This window comes from Kineosporia sp. NBRC 101731 (genome assembly GCF_030269305.1).
GTDB lineage: Bacteria > Actinomycetota > Actinomycetes > Actinomycetales > Kineosporiaceae > Kineosporia.
The window spans coordinates 1-13,116 of the sequence record NZ_BSTC01000015.1; the positions used below are offsets into that span (position 1 = coordinate 1).

Annotated in this window: 10 protein-coding genes and 1 tRNA gene; 5 read left to right on the forward strand and 6 right to left on the reverse strand. The window is 68.8% G+C overall.

The features are described 5' to 3' along the window. Positions 1–224: 224 nt before the first annotated feature. Entirely contained in the window at positions 225–2,966 is a 2,742-nt protein-coding gene (gene aceE, locus QSK05_RS29870) for a pyruvate dehydrogenase (acetyl-transferring), homodimeric type (protein ID WP_352303099.1), read from the reverse strand. 325 nt (positions 2,967–3,291) lie between these two features. Between aceE and QSK05_RS29875 the strand changes: the two genes are divergently transcribed. From QSK05_RS29875 to QSK05_RS29890, 4 genes are all read left to right on the forward strand, one after another. Beyond that, the gene (locus QSK05_RS29875) at positions 3,292–3,549 is read left to right on the forward strand and encodes a hypothetical protein (RefSeq protein WP_285600717.1); all 258 of its coding nucleotides are present in this window, start codon (positions 3,292–3,294) and stop codon (positions 3,547–3,549) included. Positions 3,550–3,659: 110 nt separating this feature from the next. Beyond that, positions 3,660–4,088 (forward strand): DUF3052 domain-containing protein, encoded by a 429-nt coding sequence (locus tag QSK05_RS29880; RefSeq protein ID WP_352303175.1) that lies wholly within the window; start codon positions 3,660–3,662, stop codon positions 4,086–4,088. A 143-nt stretch (positions 4,089–4,231) separates the two neighbouring features. Continuing rightward, the gene (locus tag QSK05_RS29885; RefSeq protein WP_285600719.1) at positions 4,232–4,690 is read left to right on the forward strand and encodes a peroxiredoxin; all 459 of its coding nucleotides are present in this window, start codon (positions 4,232–4,234) and stop codon (positions 4,688–4,690) included. A 35-nt stretch (positions 4,691–4,725) separates the two neighbouring features. Next, positions 4,726–4,798, forward strand: a tRNA-Val gene (locus tag QSK05_RS29890). Positions 4,799–4,801: 3 nt separating this feature from the next. Here the strand turns inward: QSK05_RS29890 and QSK05_RS29895 are convergent. From QSK05_RS29895 to QSK05_RS29915, 5 genes are all read right to left on the reverse strand, one after another. After that, the gene (locus QSK05_RS29895) at positions 4,802–5,839 is read right to left on the reverse strand and encodes a plasmid pRiA4b ORF-3 family protein (protein ID WP_285600720.1); all 1,038 of its coding nucleotides are present in this window, start codon (positions 5,837–5,839) and stop codon (positions 4,802–4,804) included. An 80-nt stretch (positions 5,840–5,919) separates the two neighbouring features. Continuing rightward, a complete protein-coding gene (locus QSK05_RS29900; RefSeq protein WP_285600721.1) occupies positions 5,920–6,939 on the reverse strand; it encodes a LacI family DNA-binding transcriptional regulator in 1,020 nt (339 codons plus the stop codon). A gap of 6 nt (positions 6,940–6,945) precedes the next feature. After that, a complete protein-coding gene (locus QSK05_RS29905) occupies positions 6,946–7,827 on the reverse strand; it encodes a carbohydrate ABC transporter permease (protein WP_502879836.1) in 882 nt (293 codons plus the stop codon). Positions 7,828–7,837: 10 nt separating this feature from the next. Beyond that, positions 7,838–8,683, reverse strand: coding sequence for a carbohydrate ABC transporter permease (locus tag QSK05_RS29910; protein WP_352303181.1), 846 nt, complete (start codon positions 8,681–8,683; stop codon positions 7,838–7,840). A gap of 83 nt (positions 8,684–8,766) precedes the next feature. After that, positions 8,767–10,101: an extracellular solute-binding protein gene (locus QSK05_RS29915; RefSeq protein WP_285600724.1), complete on the reverse strand. Its 1,335-nt coding sequence runs from the start codon at positions 10,099–10,101 to the stop codon at positions 8,767–8,769. Positions 10,102–10,433: 332 nt separating this feature from the next. On the opposite strand from QSK05_RS29915, the gene QSK05_RS29920 reads away from it, so the two are divergent. After that, entirely contained in the window at positions 10,434–12,815 is a 2,382-nt protein-coding gene (locus QSK05_RS29920; protein WP_285600725.1) for a beta-glucosidase family protein, read from the forward strand. Positions 12,816–13,116 lie beyond the last annotated feature (301 nt).

A 13,116-nucleotide genomic window follows, 5' to 3' on the forward strand; every position in this document is an offset into this window, starting at 1 on the left:
GAACTCCAGGAAGCGACCTATCTCCTGAACTACCGGCCCCGACAGGTCCTCGACTTCGCCAACCCCCTTGAAGTCTTCAACGACCTACTCCTCGCCGATGGTGCAACCACCACTTGACTCCAAGGGGATGGGGGGACTTCGGGCTGGGAGCTCACCGTCGTCCTCAAGCAAAAAAGTGAGGGGCCGCCGGGAAGACTCCCGGCGGCCCCTCACTGATGGATCTTCTACGCGTCGCCGCCGGCGTTGCCGGTGGTGCCGGCCCGCACGTTCAGCAGGTCGTACTTGTCGATCGCCTGCTGCGGGACGTCCGCGGCGACCTCACCGCGGGCGGCCAGCATCTCGAGCACCCGGACCACGACGGACGGGCTGTCGATACCGAAGTACCGACGGGCCGCCGCGCGGGTGTCCGAGAGGCCGAAGCCGTCGGCGCCCAGGGAGACGAACTCCTGCGGCACCCACTGGCGGATCTGGTCGGGAACGGCCCGCATGTAGTCGGTGACCGCGACGACCGGACCTTCGGCGCCCTGCAGCTTCTGCGTGACGTACGGGGTGCCCGCGGGCTCCGAGGGGTGCAGGAACGCGTGGTTCTCCACCGCCAGGGCGTCACGCCGCAGCTCGGTCCAGCTGGTGACGCTCCAGACCGAGGCGTTCACGCCCCAGTCGTTCGCCAGCAGGGTCTGGGCCTCCAGGGCCCACGGCACCGAGACACCCGACGCCAGGATCTGCGCCTTCGGGCCGTCGGTCCGGGCCGACTGCGGCAGCTGGTACAGACCCTTGAGAATGCCCTCGGTGTCGAGGTTCTCGGGAGCCGCCGGCTGCACGATCGGCTCGTTGTAAACCGTCAGGTAGTAGAAGATGTCTTCCGGGCTCTCGCCGTACATCCGGCGAAGGCCCTCCTTCATGATGAGCGCGATCTCGTAGCCGAACGCCGGGTCGTAGACCATGACCGCCGGGTTGGTCGACGCCAGGAGCGGCGAGTGCCCGTCGGCGTGCTGAAGACCCTCGCCGGTCAGCGTGGTGCGGCCGGCGGTGGCGCCGATCAGGAAGCCCCGCGCCATTTGGTCGGCCGCGGCCCACAGGCTGTCGCCCGTGCGCTGGAAACCGAACATCGAGTAGAAGACGTAGACCGGGACCATCGGCTCGCCGTGCGTGGCGTACGACGTGCCCGCGGCCTGGAACGCCGCGACCGAGCCGGCTTCGTTGATGCCGACGTGCAGGATCTGGCCGGAGGTGGACTCCGTGTAGGCCAGCATCAGCTCGCGGTCCACCGAGGTGTACTGCTGGCCGTGCGGGTTGTAGATCTTCGCGGTCGGGAAGAACGAGTCCATCCCGAAGGTGCGCGCCTCGTCCGGGATGACCGGCACGACGCGCGGACCGAAGTCCTTGTCGCGCATCAGGTCACGCAGGATCCGGACGAACGCCATGGTGGTGGCGATCTGCTGCTTGCCCGAGCCCTTGAGGGCACCCGCGTAGGCCTTGTCCTCCGGCAGCTTCAGCGTGCCGGACGAGTGGCGGCGCTGCGGCAGTGCACCACCGAGCTGACGGCGACGATCCTTGATGTAGGTCAGGACCTCGTCGTTCTCACCCGGGTGGTAGTACGGCGGCAGGTACTTGTCCGCCTCGAGCGTGGCGTCGCTGATCGGGATGCGCAGACCGTCGCGGAAGGCCTTGAGGTCTTCCAGCGTCATCTTCTTCATCTGGTGCGTGGCGTTGCGGCCCGCGAAGTGCGTACCCAGGCCGTAACCCTTGATGGTCTTGGCGAGGATCACCGTGGGCTGGCCGTTGTGCTCCATCGACGCCCGGTAGGCCGCGTAGACCTTGCGGTAGTCGTGGCCGCCCCGCTTGAGGTTCCACCAGATGTCGTCGTCCGACAGCTTGGAGACCAGCTTGGCCGTGCGCGGGTCGCGACCGAAGAAGTGCTCGCGGATGTACGCGCCGTCTTCGGCCCGATAGGTCTGGTAGTCACCGTCGGGCGTGGTGTTCATCAGGTTGACCAGCGCGTTGTCGCGGTCGGCGGCCAGCAGCGGGTCCCAGTCGCGGCCCCAGACCACCTTGATGACGTTCCAGCCGGCCCCCCGGAACTGGGCCTCCAGCTCCTGGATGATCTTGCCGTTGCCGCGCACCGGGCCGTCGAGGCGCTGCAGGTTGCAGTTCACCACGAAGGTCAGGTTGTCGAGCTCCTCGCCGGCCGCGACCTGGAGGAAGCCCCGGCTCTCGGGCTCGTCCATCTCGCCGTCGCCGAGGAACGCCCAGACATGCTGCTGGGACGTGTCCTTGATGCCACGGTTGTGCAGGTACTTGTTGAACGACGCCTGGTAGACCGCGTTCATCGGGCCGAGGCCCATCGAGACGGTCGGGAACTCCCAGAAGTCGGGCATGAGCCGCGGGTGCGGATAGGACGACAGCCCGCCCGCCGGGTGCGACTTCTCCTGGCGGAAACCGTCGAGCTGGTCGGCGGTGAGCCGGCCCTCGAGGAAGGCGCGGGCGTAGACGCCGGGGGAGGCGTGGCCCTGGAAGAAGACCTGGTCGCCACCGCCCGGGTGGTCCTTGCCGCGGAAGAAGTGGTTGAAGCCGACCTCGTAGAGCGACGCCGACGAGGCGTACGAGGAGATGTGGCCGCCGACGCCGATACCGGGACGCTGGGCGCGGTGAACCATCACCGCGGCGTTCCAGCGGATCCAGCGGCGGGCGGTGCGCTCGGCCTCCTCGTCGCCGGGGAACCAGGGCTCGGCCTCCGGCGGGATGGTGTTCACGTAGTCGGTGGCCGTGAGACTCGGCACACCGACTCCGCGCTCACGCGCGCGCTGCAGCAGCGACTGCATCAGGTAGCGGGCACGCTGGCGGCCCTGGCCATCGATGGCGGCGTCGAGCGACGCCAGCCATTCCGAGGTCTCCTCAGGATCGATGTCGGGCAGCCGGCTCGGCAGCCCGTTGAGGATCGGGCCTGATGATTCGCGTCCGACCACGACGGTCCTCCTGGGTTTTAGGACAACGGGTAAAAACCACGCCGAACCCGCCGGATCGCGACCGGGCTCGGATCTATCTTGGCTGACGGCGGACGGGACGTCACAGGTACCCCGCCGTCAGCCCGCTGCGGCTTTGCCTGCGCTCCCGCGCCTTCGGGGTCAAGTGTGCCCCTTCGGCCCTGGCGCGGGTGCGCCGGGGGCCGTGCTTGATCGTCATTGCGAAGGAGTGTCACCGGCGTGTCGTGCTGGTTTCCTGCGGGTTCAGCGGCGTGTCGCACCGCGTGTCGGCCCGGGTCGGCAGATTTTTCTCACAGAGGATGCCCGAATGGTGGACGATGTCGGTCACCGGAATCGGGGTGCGCAACTGCGCGATGTACTCGATGCTCGGGTGAGTTGTGCAGGAGAACGGGTGATCCTGGCCGTTCTGCCGACCGGGTACCGCAACTTCTGGTACCCAGGCAAAAACACGATCTGCGAGGTGACGGGGCAGTTGCGCGGCACTCGACTCATGGAGTCCACTAGCCTGACCAGCCTGGTGATGGTTGCATCATCGGCAGGTGAAGGAATGAGCAACACCTTCTAGCACCAGCAGTGAAGCGGGTGGGTCAGACGACTCGCCCGGACAGTGAGCGGCCCTTCCGGGCCGCCAGTGCCGCCGCGCGGGGAGCGTTGGCAGCGGAGGAGGTCAGTGAGGTGGGCGCGACCGCCGAGCCCGCGGCTGAGCAGTCCATGGCCGGCAGGCTTGGACTGAAGCCCGGTCAGTTCGTACAGGAATTCGGGTACGACGACGACGTGGACGACGATCTGCGGCTCGCTATCGAGACGCTGACGGGCAATGAACTAGCCGACGAGGACTCCCAGGATGTCGTCGATGCGGCTCTCTACTGGTGGCGGGACGAGGACGGAGATCTCGTCGACTCGCTGGTGGATGCCCTGACGAACCTTGCCGAGGGCGGGGTGATCTGGCTGCTGACGCCGAAGGCGGGCCGCGATGGTCACGTCGAGCACAGCGAGATCGAGGAAGCCGCCCCGACCGCTGGCCTACACGCGACCAGCACCATCAGCGTGTGCCAGGACTGGACCGGGACCCGCCTGGCGACCCCGAAGGCCGGGCGCCGCTGAGTCCTCGCCGTCCGCACCCCGGTGCGGGTGGCACAGGGTCCGGAGGTTCCTGACAGACTGTGTCCCGCACGCCAGGTCGAGAGATCCTGGCGTGCGGGACAGTCATGGACCCGTGTGGTCCTTCGGTCTGAGAGGATTCATCCATGGCACTCGAGATCGGGCAGGCAGCTCCCGGGTTCGCTCTGAAGAGCGAGCACGGCGAGATGGTCGAGCTGGAAAGCTTCCGCGGCGAGCAGAACGTGGCCGTGGTGTTCTACCCGTTCGCCTTCTCCGGCATCTGCACCGGTGAGCTGTGCGAGATCCGCGACAACCTGGCTGCCTTCGACGAGGGCGGCGTTCAGGTGCTGGCGGTCTCCTGCGACCCGATGTTCGCCCTACGCAACTGGGCCGAGGCGGAGAAGTACCCGTTCCCGCTGCTGTCGGACTTCTGGCCGCACGGCGAGGTGGCTCGGAAGTACGGCGTCTTCAACGAGACCACGGGAAGCTCCGTTCGCGGTACCTTCCTCATCGACAGGGACGGCGTGCTGCGCTGGAGCATCGTCAACGGCATGGGCGAGGCCCGGTCGCTGGCCGGCTACCGCGAGGCCATCGCCGCACTCTGAGAACCGTTCCCGGATCGCGAGCCGATCCGGGGCAGGGGCCTGTAGCTCAGTTGGTAGAGCACCGCGTTTACACCGCGGGTGTCGTCGGTTCGAGACCGGCCGGGCCCACTCTCACCTGATCGTGAGCTCCTGCTGAGGAGCTCCCGACCCGGTTGACATCGCCGTGGCGCGGGGCAGCAACGACCGCGCCGAGGGCCCCGGGAACCAGCCGGCCCGGGTGGACTCGGCCAGGTCCAGACCGGTCAGCGCCGGTCGCAGGTGGTGCAGCACCGTGCGGATGTCGTACTCGGTGACGGCGTGGCCGCGTTCGGCTCCCAGCACGGCGTCGATCAGGGTGCTCTCGTCGGTCGCTCCGTGCGCGGCCAGGTGACCGACCGCCGTGCCGGCCACGAGGGCCCCGAAAGTTCCTGGTGCGAACCAGGAACGCAGGCGGCGCACGACGAACCGGGGATCGCCCGCCCGGGGTGCGGGGCGCACCAGTCCCGATCCGGCCGGCACCAGCACCCCGGCGCTGCGCAGCACGCTGTGCAGCGCGGTCAGGGGCGGCAGGGCGTTCTTCTCGCCGATCTGACCGGGCACGCTCCAGCGGGGACGGCGCTCGTGCATCGGCCCGGCCACCGACTCCGGAAACTCGCCGTAGGCCGTGGCTTCCACACCCTCCCCGATGAGGTCCAGCAGCAGCTGAACCGATGCGGGCACGGCGCCCGCCATCTGCCGGACCCGCAGGTCGACCACACCCTGGCAGAACTCACCGGGATGTGAATCTCCCAGGACCCGCTGGCGTTCCGCGTAGTGCCGGGGCCCGCCGCTGCCCTCCGGCGGGCACACCCCCTCACCGTAGACGCAGCCCACCTCGCCGCCCGGGCCGAGCACGACGACGTCGTGCTCCCAGCCCTCGCCGGGGTGGTAGCGGTACTGGAAGTGCGGATCCAGGTCCTCGTCCAGCGTCTCCTCGCGGACCTCACCCGGGTCGGCCAGGAAGACCGTCAGGCCGGTGGCGAACTGGTACGGCTGCCGCCCCGGCCAGCCGAACCCGATCTGGAACAGGTCGTGGAGCTCGTCCAGGGTGGAGTCGGCCGGGACGTCGAGCACCCGCAGCACCCGTGGTTCGACGTCGCGGAGGGTCACTTTCAGGCGGGTCGTCGTCACCCGGGGGAGATTACGTCAGGTTGTGGCCCGGCTCCGGACCGTGGCGGATATCCCCAGAGAGCGTTGCAGCGGGAGTGCAGTCAGCTCGAGCTTCTCGGCGGGGCCGTGGACGCCCGCACCACCAGGCTGGTGGCCAGTTCGACGTGGTGCGAGTCGACGGAGGCTCCCGCGGCCAGTTGCAGGGCGGTGCGCAGGGCGACGCGGCCCATCTCGCGCAGGGGCTGGCGCACCACGGTGAGGGGCGGGGAGCAGAACTCGGCCAGTTGCGTGTCGTCGAAGCCGACCACGCTGAGATCTTCCGGCACCCGTCGACCCCGGCGCCGGCAGGCCTCGATCAGCCCGACGGCGATCTCGTCACTGCCGGCGAACACCGCGGTGGGTGGGCGGTCCAGGGCGAGCAGGTACTCGCCGCCGGTCAGGCCGGCGGCGTAGCGGAAGGTGTCGTGCCGCATCAGTTCCGGCTCGACCGGATACCCCGCGGTCTCCAGTCGGCCTCGAAAACCTTGCCACCGTGCCTGGTTGCAGCCGGCGTCGGGGTCACCGCCGAGGTAGGCCACGCGGGTGTGCCCCAGCGCCAGCAGATGCTCGGCGGCGCTGATGCCCCCGGCGTAGTTGGTGGAACCGACGCTCACGACGTCGGCCCCGGCCGGGGTGAGCGGGTCGATGACGACCAGGGGCACGTTGGCCCGGGCCAGGGCGTTCGCGTCCTGGTCGGTCATCTCGTTGCTCACGCTGATCACCGCGCTGCGCCCGGCCTTGGCCACGGCCAGGGCCCAGGCGGTGGGCGTGGAGTCGATGCGGCCCTTGCTCAGCATCACCGCCACACCGGGTTCGGCGGCGGCCTGCAACACCCCCTCCAGCACCTCGTTGCTGTACGCCGCGAGCGGCCCGGCGAACACCACCTCGACGGTCGGCTGCCGCACCCCGCCGCCTCCCCGGCCGGTGTAGTAGTGCAGCCGCAGCAACTCCTCCACCATCGCCCGGGTGCCCGGGGAGACGTCCTCCCGGCCGTTGACCACCTTCGACACGGTCGCGATCGAGACGCCGGCGGCTTCGGCGATCGTGGACAGGGTGGCCCGCCCCGGCCTGGAGTTGGTCATCGGGTCTCAGCGCCCGAAGCCCGCCGTCAGACCACTCAGCAACTGACGGCGCCCGATCACGTAGACGGTGAGGATCGGCAGCGTGGTCAGCACGACCGCCGCGGCCACCGCCGGCACGTTGACCCCGTACTGCCCCTGGAAGGACCACAACGCCAGGGGGAGGGTGCGCTGACTGGGCTCGGTGGTGAGCACCAGGGGGAGCAGGAACCCGTTCCAGATCGTCAGGGCGTTGTAGATACCGACCGTGACCAGGGCGGGCCGGGTCAGCGGGAAGGCGAGCGACCAGGCGGTGCGCCACTCACTCGCGCCGTCCAGCCGCATCGACTCGAACAGCTCCCGTGGTACGTCGCGGATGAAGTTGGAGAGGATCAGGACGGTGAGCGGGATCGCGAAGGCGATCGAGGGCAGGATGATCGCCAGCAGGGTGTCGTACATCTGGAGCTTGATGATGATCAGGTACACCGGGATGATCACGGCCTGCAGCGGGATCGCCAGCCCGGCCAGGAAGAGCAGGTTCACCGAGCGCAGGAACCGGCCGTCACCGGCCCGGACGATCGCGAAGGCCGCCATGTACGAGATCAGCACGGCGGGGATCACCGCACCCAGGGTGACGATCAGGGTGTTGCTGAAGTACCGCGGGAAACCGGCGTCCATCACGAACTGGTAGTTCTCGAAACTGATGTCACCGGGTGGGGCGAGCGGGTTGGTCGTGTAGTAGTTGGACCGGCTCTTCACGCTGGTGAGCACGATCCAGTAGACCGGCAGGATCACCACGAGCAGCCAGAACCAGCCGGCCAGTCCGCCGATCCAGTTGAACTGCAGCAGTTTCCGGTAGTTGCGGGTCGGGCGCACGGCGGTCGGTCCGGTGGTGCGCGCAGGCGAGGTCACGGCCACGTCGTCACATCCCCTCGAGCTGGCTGGAAGTGTCGCGGCCGCCGCCCAGGCGCCGCAGCGCGAGAGCCAGCAGCAGGCCGACGACGACGAGGATGACGGCGATCACGCTGGCCGGGCCCATCAGGTTGGCGCGGAACCCGCGGATGTACATGTCGAGGGCCAGGGCCCGGGTGGCGTCGCCCGGACCGCCCGCCGTCAGCACCCAGATCAGGTCGAAGAAGGTCAGCGACCCGATCACCATCAGGGTGGACGAGGTGACGATCGTGTTCCGCAGCTGGGGCAGCGTGATGCTGAAGAACTGCCGCAGCCGCCCGGCCCCGTCGAGCTGGGCCGCCTCGTAGAGCGAGACCGGGATCTGCCGTACCGCGCCTTGATAGATGAGCGAGTGGAACGGGATGAACTGCCAGGACACCACGAAGACCACCGTGCACAGGGCCAGGGTGGGGTCGCCCAGCCAGTCCTGCACCAGCAGGTCGATACCGAGCCCGGCGCCCAGGCCGAAGTTGGGGTCGAGCAGTGCCTTGAAGGTGATGGCGATGGCGGCCTGGCTGAGCAGCAGCGGGACGAAGAAGAACACCGCAAGGACACTGCGGTAGCGCTGGCGGGCCGCCAGGAACACACCGATCAGCAGGCTGATCGGGGTCTGGAACGCCCACGACAGCAGCATCACCTCGAAGGTGACCCAGAGAGCGTGCGGCAGGCCGGGATCGGTGAGCACGTCGTGCCAGCTGTCGAACCCGGCCGGGTGGATGGCGCCGATGCCGTCCCACCGGGTGAAGCTCAGCAGCAGCACCCCGATCAGCGGGATGACGGCGAACGCCACGAACATCGCCAGGGCGGGCAGCACCATCCAGGCGATGGAGCCCTGCCGGACCGCGTGCGACGCGGTCCGGCCGGGAGCTATCTGGTCGGGCGGAAGCTGAACGGGGACAGTCATTTCCCGATGACCGCGTTCATGTTGTCGGCGAACTCCTGCGGCGTGACGTCGAGGGAGAACAGCTTGGCGATGTTGTTCAGCAGTTCCTCGGCCGCCGTCGGGCTGAGAGCCTGGTCCCAGGACTGCGAGAAGGTCTGGGCCTTGCTCGCCGTGTCGTAGACGAACTGCAGCCAGTCGGCGTCCTCGAGCCCGCTGAACTTCGAGTCCACACCGACCACGATCGGGACCTGACCGGCGTCGTTCACCCAGTCCGACTGCTCCTCGTCGGAGAGCACCTGGGTGGCGAAGAAGTCCTTGGCGGCCTTCTTCTCCGCGTCGCTGGCCTTGGACGAGAGCGAGTAGTACTGGCCCGGGTTGCCGTAGGTGTTGCTCGGGTCGCCGGTGCCGCCCGCGACCGGCGGGAAGTTCATGTAGCCCAGGTCGCCGTTCTTGACGAAGTCGCCGCCCTCGGTCTTCATCGAGCCGTAGGTCCAGGCGCCGTGCAGCATCATCGCCGCCTTGCCCGAGGTGAGCAGGGCCTGGTCGGCGTTGGTGTCGGCCGTGATCGAGGCAAATCCCTTGACGAAACCGCCTGCCTTGACGAGCTTCTGCACCTCACCGAGGGCCTTGATGGAGGCCGGGTTGGACCAGGCGTCCTTCTCGCCGTCGAACACGGCCTGGAACACCTCGGGGCCGCCGATCCGGTCGAAGAGGAACTCCAGCCACATCATGTTGGTCCAGCGGGACTGGCCGGCCAGCGAGAAGGCCGCGATCTTCTTCTCGGTGAACTTCGGCACCAGGGCCAGCATGTCCTCCCAGGTGGTGGGCGGCTCCACCCCGACGTCCTTGAAAACTTTCTTGTTCCAGTACAGAACGATCGGGGTGACGGTCTCGGCCGGCACTGCGTAGATCTTGCCGTCGACGGTCGCGGCGGCGAACGAGGACGGGAAGCGTCGCGTCTTCTGGTCCGGGTTGTCGTCGAACCAGGAGGTCAGGTCTTCCACGGCACCGGCGTCCACCCAGCTCGCCAGGCCGCCGCCGCCCCAGCCCCAGATCACGGTCGGGGCCTGGCCGGCGCCGATCGCGACCTTGATCTTTTCCTTGTACGCGTCGTTCTGGAACGCGGTGCCCTTGATCGCCTCGTCCGGCTTGGCCTTGTTGAACCGGTCGAGCGAGGTCCGGCGGATGGTCTCGTTGGGGTCGACGGACAGGTACCAGTAGGTGCCGCCCGCGCCGCCGCCACCCTTGTCGGAGTCTCCTCCGGGGCCGGAACTGCCGCACGCGGCGAGCGTTGCGCCGACGATCGGGACGCCCAGCGCGAAGCTGAGGAAATTACGACGGGACGTCTTCATGGGATCCACGGTGATCTCCATCGGGTACCGGCCGCGGGGACGCGGCTCATGGGTCGCACCGGGACGGGCAGCGCCCCGGTGCGCTGAAGGGTGTTCGTCGAGCAGGTTCAGGGTCGGCGACCTCAAGGTCCTGAAAAAGTCGCCGGAAATGTCGGAAGTTCTCGAAAACTAGTTTCGCTGCTGTGCGATGTCAACCCTTGAAAGCAATCCTCTTCCCGAGGACAGTGAATCCGTCGGTGAACGGAAAAATGCTTGTCTTCGAGTGATTTTGGCGACCGGTGAACGCACCGGGGATCGAAAACTTTTCGAAGCACCTCACGAGGGAGTGAGTGGTGGAACCTACCGAACTCTGGCGCGACCCGGCACGAGGTGTCGGTGAACGGGTCGACGACCTGCTCGCCCGGATGACCGTCGAGGAGAAGGCCGGGCAGCTCGGCAGCCGCTGGGTCGGCAACACGCCGTCGGGCACGGTGAGTGAGGACAGCGCCTCGACCGCCTCGACCGCCTCGACCGCCCCGATGGAGCAGGCCTTCGCGGCGGAAGCGAGCGTTCCGCTCGAGGAGGCGGCCCGGCACGGCCTGGGGCATCTCACCCGGGTCTACGGAAGTGCTCCCGTCAGCCCGGCGCAGGGGGCCGCGGAACTGGCCCGGCAGCAGCGGGTCGTGATGGGGGCGTCGCGGTTCGGTCTTCCCGCGATCGCCCACGAGGAATGTCTCACCGGCGTCACCACCTACGGCGCAACGGTTTATCCCGCCGCCATCGCCTGGGCCGCGACCTTCGACCCGGAGCTGGTCGGGGAGATGGCCGCCGCGATCGGCCGGGACCTGGCGGCACTGGGTGTGCATCAGGGGCTGTCGCCGCTGATGGACGTCGTGCGTGACTACCGCTGGGGTCGGGTGGAGGAGACCCTGGGCGAGGATCCCTACCTGGTCGCCGAGCTCGGGACCGCCTACGTGCGAGGGCTCCAGAATCACGGGATCATCGCCACGCTCAAGCATTTCGCCGGTTACTCGGCCTCGCGCACCGGGCGTAACCACGGCCCGGTCTCGATGGGCCGGCGCGAGTTGCTCGACCTGATCCTGCCGCCCTTCGAGGCCGCCGTGGCCGCGGGGGCGGGGTCGGTGATGCACTCCTACTCCGACGTGGACGCGGTTCCGGCCGGGGCGGATTCCTGGCTTCTCACTGAGATTCTGCGTGAGGATTGGGGTTTCACCGGCACTCTGGTCTCGGACTACTGGGCCACCCCGTTCCTGGCCGGCATGCACCGGATCGTCGAGGACTACGCCGGGGCCGCGGCGGTGACCCTGCGGGCCGGCGTCGACGTGGAGCTGCCCGACGCCGTCTGTTTCGCCCACCTGCCCGATCTGGTGCACTCCAAGGAGGTTCCGGAGGAACTGCTCGACCGGGCCGCCCGCCGCGTGCTCACGCAGAAGGCCGAGCTCGGCCTTCTTGACGAGGGATGGGAGCCGGCACCGGCGTCGGACGTGAATCTCGACCCACCTGGCAACCGCGACATCGCCCGCCGCATCGCCGAGACCTCGATCGTGCTTCTCGACCCGGGCACGGCCCTGCCGATCACCGGGCTGAACGGGCCGGACGGGCCGGACGGGCCGAGCCGGATCGCGGTGGTCGGACCGTGCGCCGACGACGCTCGCACCTTCATGGGCTGTTACGCCTTCCCGAACCACGTGCTGCCCAAATTCCCCGGGCACGAGGGTGGTTTCGGCATCCCGATCCCGACCGCGCTGGACGCCCTGCGCGCCGAGTTCCCGCAGGCGCAGATCGTGCACGAGACCGGGTGTCAGGTGATGGGTGACGACGCCTCGGGTCTGGAGGCGGCCGTGGCCGCGGCGGCCGGGGCCGACCTGGTGATCGCTTTCGTCGGGGACCTGGCCGGGATGTTCGGGCTCGGATCCTCCGGTGAGGGGTGCGACGTCGACGACCTGCGACTGCCGGGTCGACAGCACGAATTGGTGACGTCGGTCCTGGCCACCGGCACGCCGGTGGTGGTGGTCGTGGTGTCGGGAAGGCCGTACGCGCTGGGTGACGTCGAGCCGCTCGCGGCCGGTCTGGTGCAGGCGTTCATGCCCGGCGCCGAGGGCGGTGCCGCGCTGGCCGGGGTGCTGTCCGGGCGGGTCGAGCCCGGTGGCCGGTTGCCGGTGCAGATCCCCCGCCGCGCGGGTGGCCAGCCGTACACCTACCTGCAGCCGCCGCTGGGGGAGCCCAGCTCGATCAGCAGCGTCGACGTCGCCCCGCTCTATCCGTTCGGGTACGGCCGTTCCTACACGGCGTTCGGGCTGGAGGAGTTCGGCATCGACCGGGCCGAGATCCCGACCGACGCGGCGTTCGAGGTGAGGGTCGTCGTCCACAATTCCGGGGACCGCCCCGGGACGGAAGTGGTGCAGCTCTACCTGACCGACCCGGTGGCCACCGTGGTCCGGCCGGTCCGCTGGCTGGCCGGGTTCGCCCGGGTGCGGCTGGAACCGGGGGAGTCGGTGCCGGTGACGTTCACGGTGCACGCCGATCGCACCGCCCTGGTCGGGCGGGACCTGGCCCGCGTGGTGGAGCCCGGGGAGATCGAGGTGGCAGTGGGCACCTCGTCGCGGGATCTGCCCTTCACCGGCACCGTGCGGCTGACCGGTGAACGCCGGGTGGTCGGCCACGACCGGGAGCTGCGGACACCCGTGGAGCTGGGGAGCGTGCGGAAGGCATAGGTCCGGCGGGTCCGGCGGGTCCGGCGGGTCCGGCGGGTCCGGCGGGTCCGGCGGGTCCGGCGGGTCCGGCGGGTCCGGCGGTCGTCCGGGGGCCGGTGCGGGTGCATATCACGAAATGAAACCGGATTCGACGTGAGCAAACCGGAAAGCACCCTGCTTGCCCACTTTTGCGATGGTGGTTTCCACCTCAGTTGGCTCCCGGACGATGCACAGAACCCCCTCCCGAGCGTTACCGTCACACGGTCGGGTGTCACTCCTTCGGCGGATCATCGCGGACGGGTGGGCGGACGACGGAATCACG

Bases quoted from the DNA above. Each gene is read 5' to 3' on its own strand.
- QSK05_RS29910 (WP_352303181.1), bottom strand. From the start codon at position 8,683: ATGGTGCTGCCCGCCCTGGCGATGTTCGTGGCGTTCGCCGTCATCCCG.
- QSK05_RS29915 (WP_285600724.1), bottom strand. From the start codon at position 10,101: ATGAAGACGTCCCGTCGTAATTTCCTCAGCTTCGCGCTGGGCGTCCCG.
- QSK05_RS29885 (WP_285600719.1), top strand. From the start codon at position 4,232: ATGGCACTCGAGATCGGGCAGGCAGCTCCCGGGTTCGCTCTGAAGAGC.
- QSK05_RS29875 (WP_285600717.1), top strand. From the start codon at position 3,292: ATGGTGGACGATGTCGGTCACCGGAATCGGGGTGCGCAACTGCGCGAT.
- QSK05_RS29900 (WP_285600721.1), bottom strand. From the start codon at position 6,939: ATGACCAACTCCAGGCCGGGGCGGGCCACCCTGTCCACGATCGCCGAA.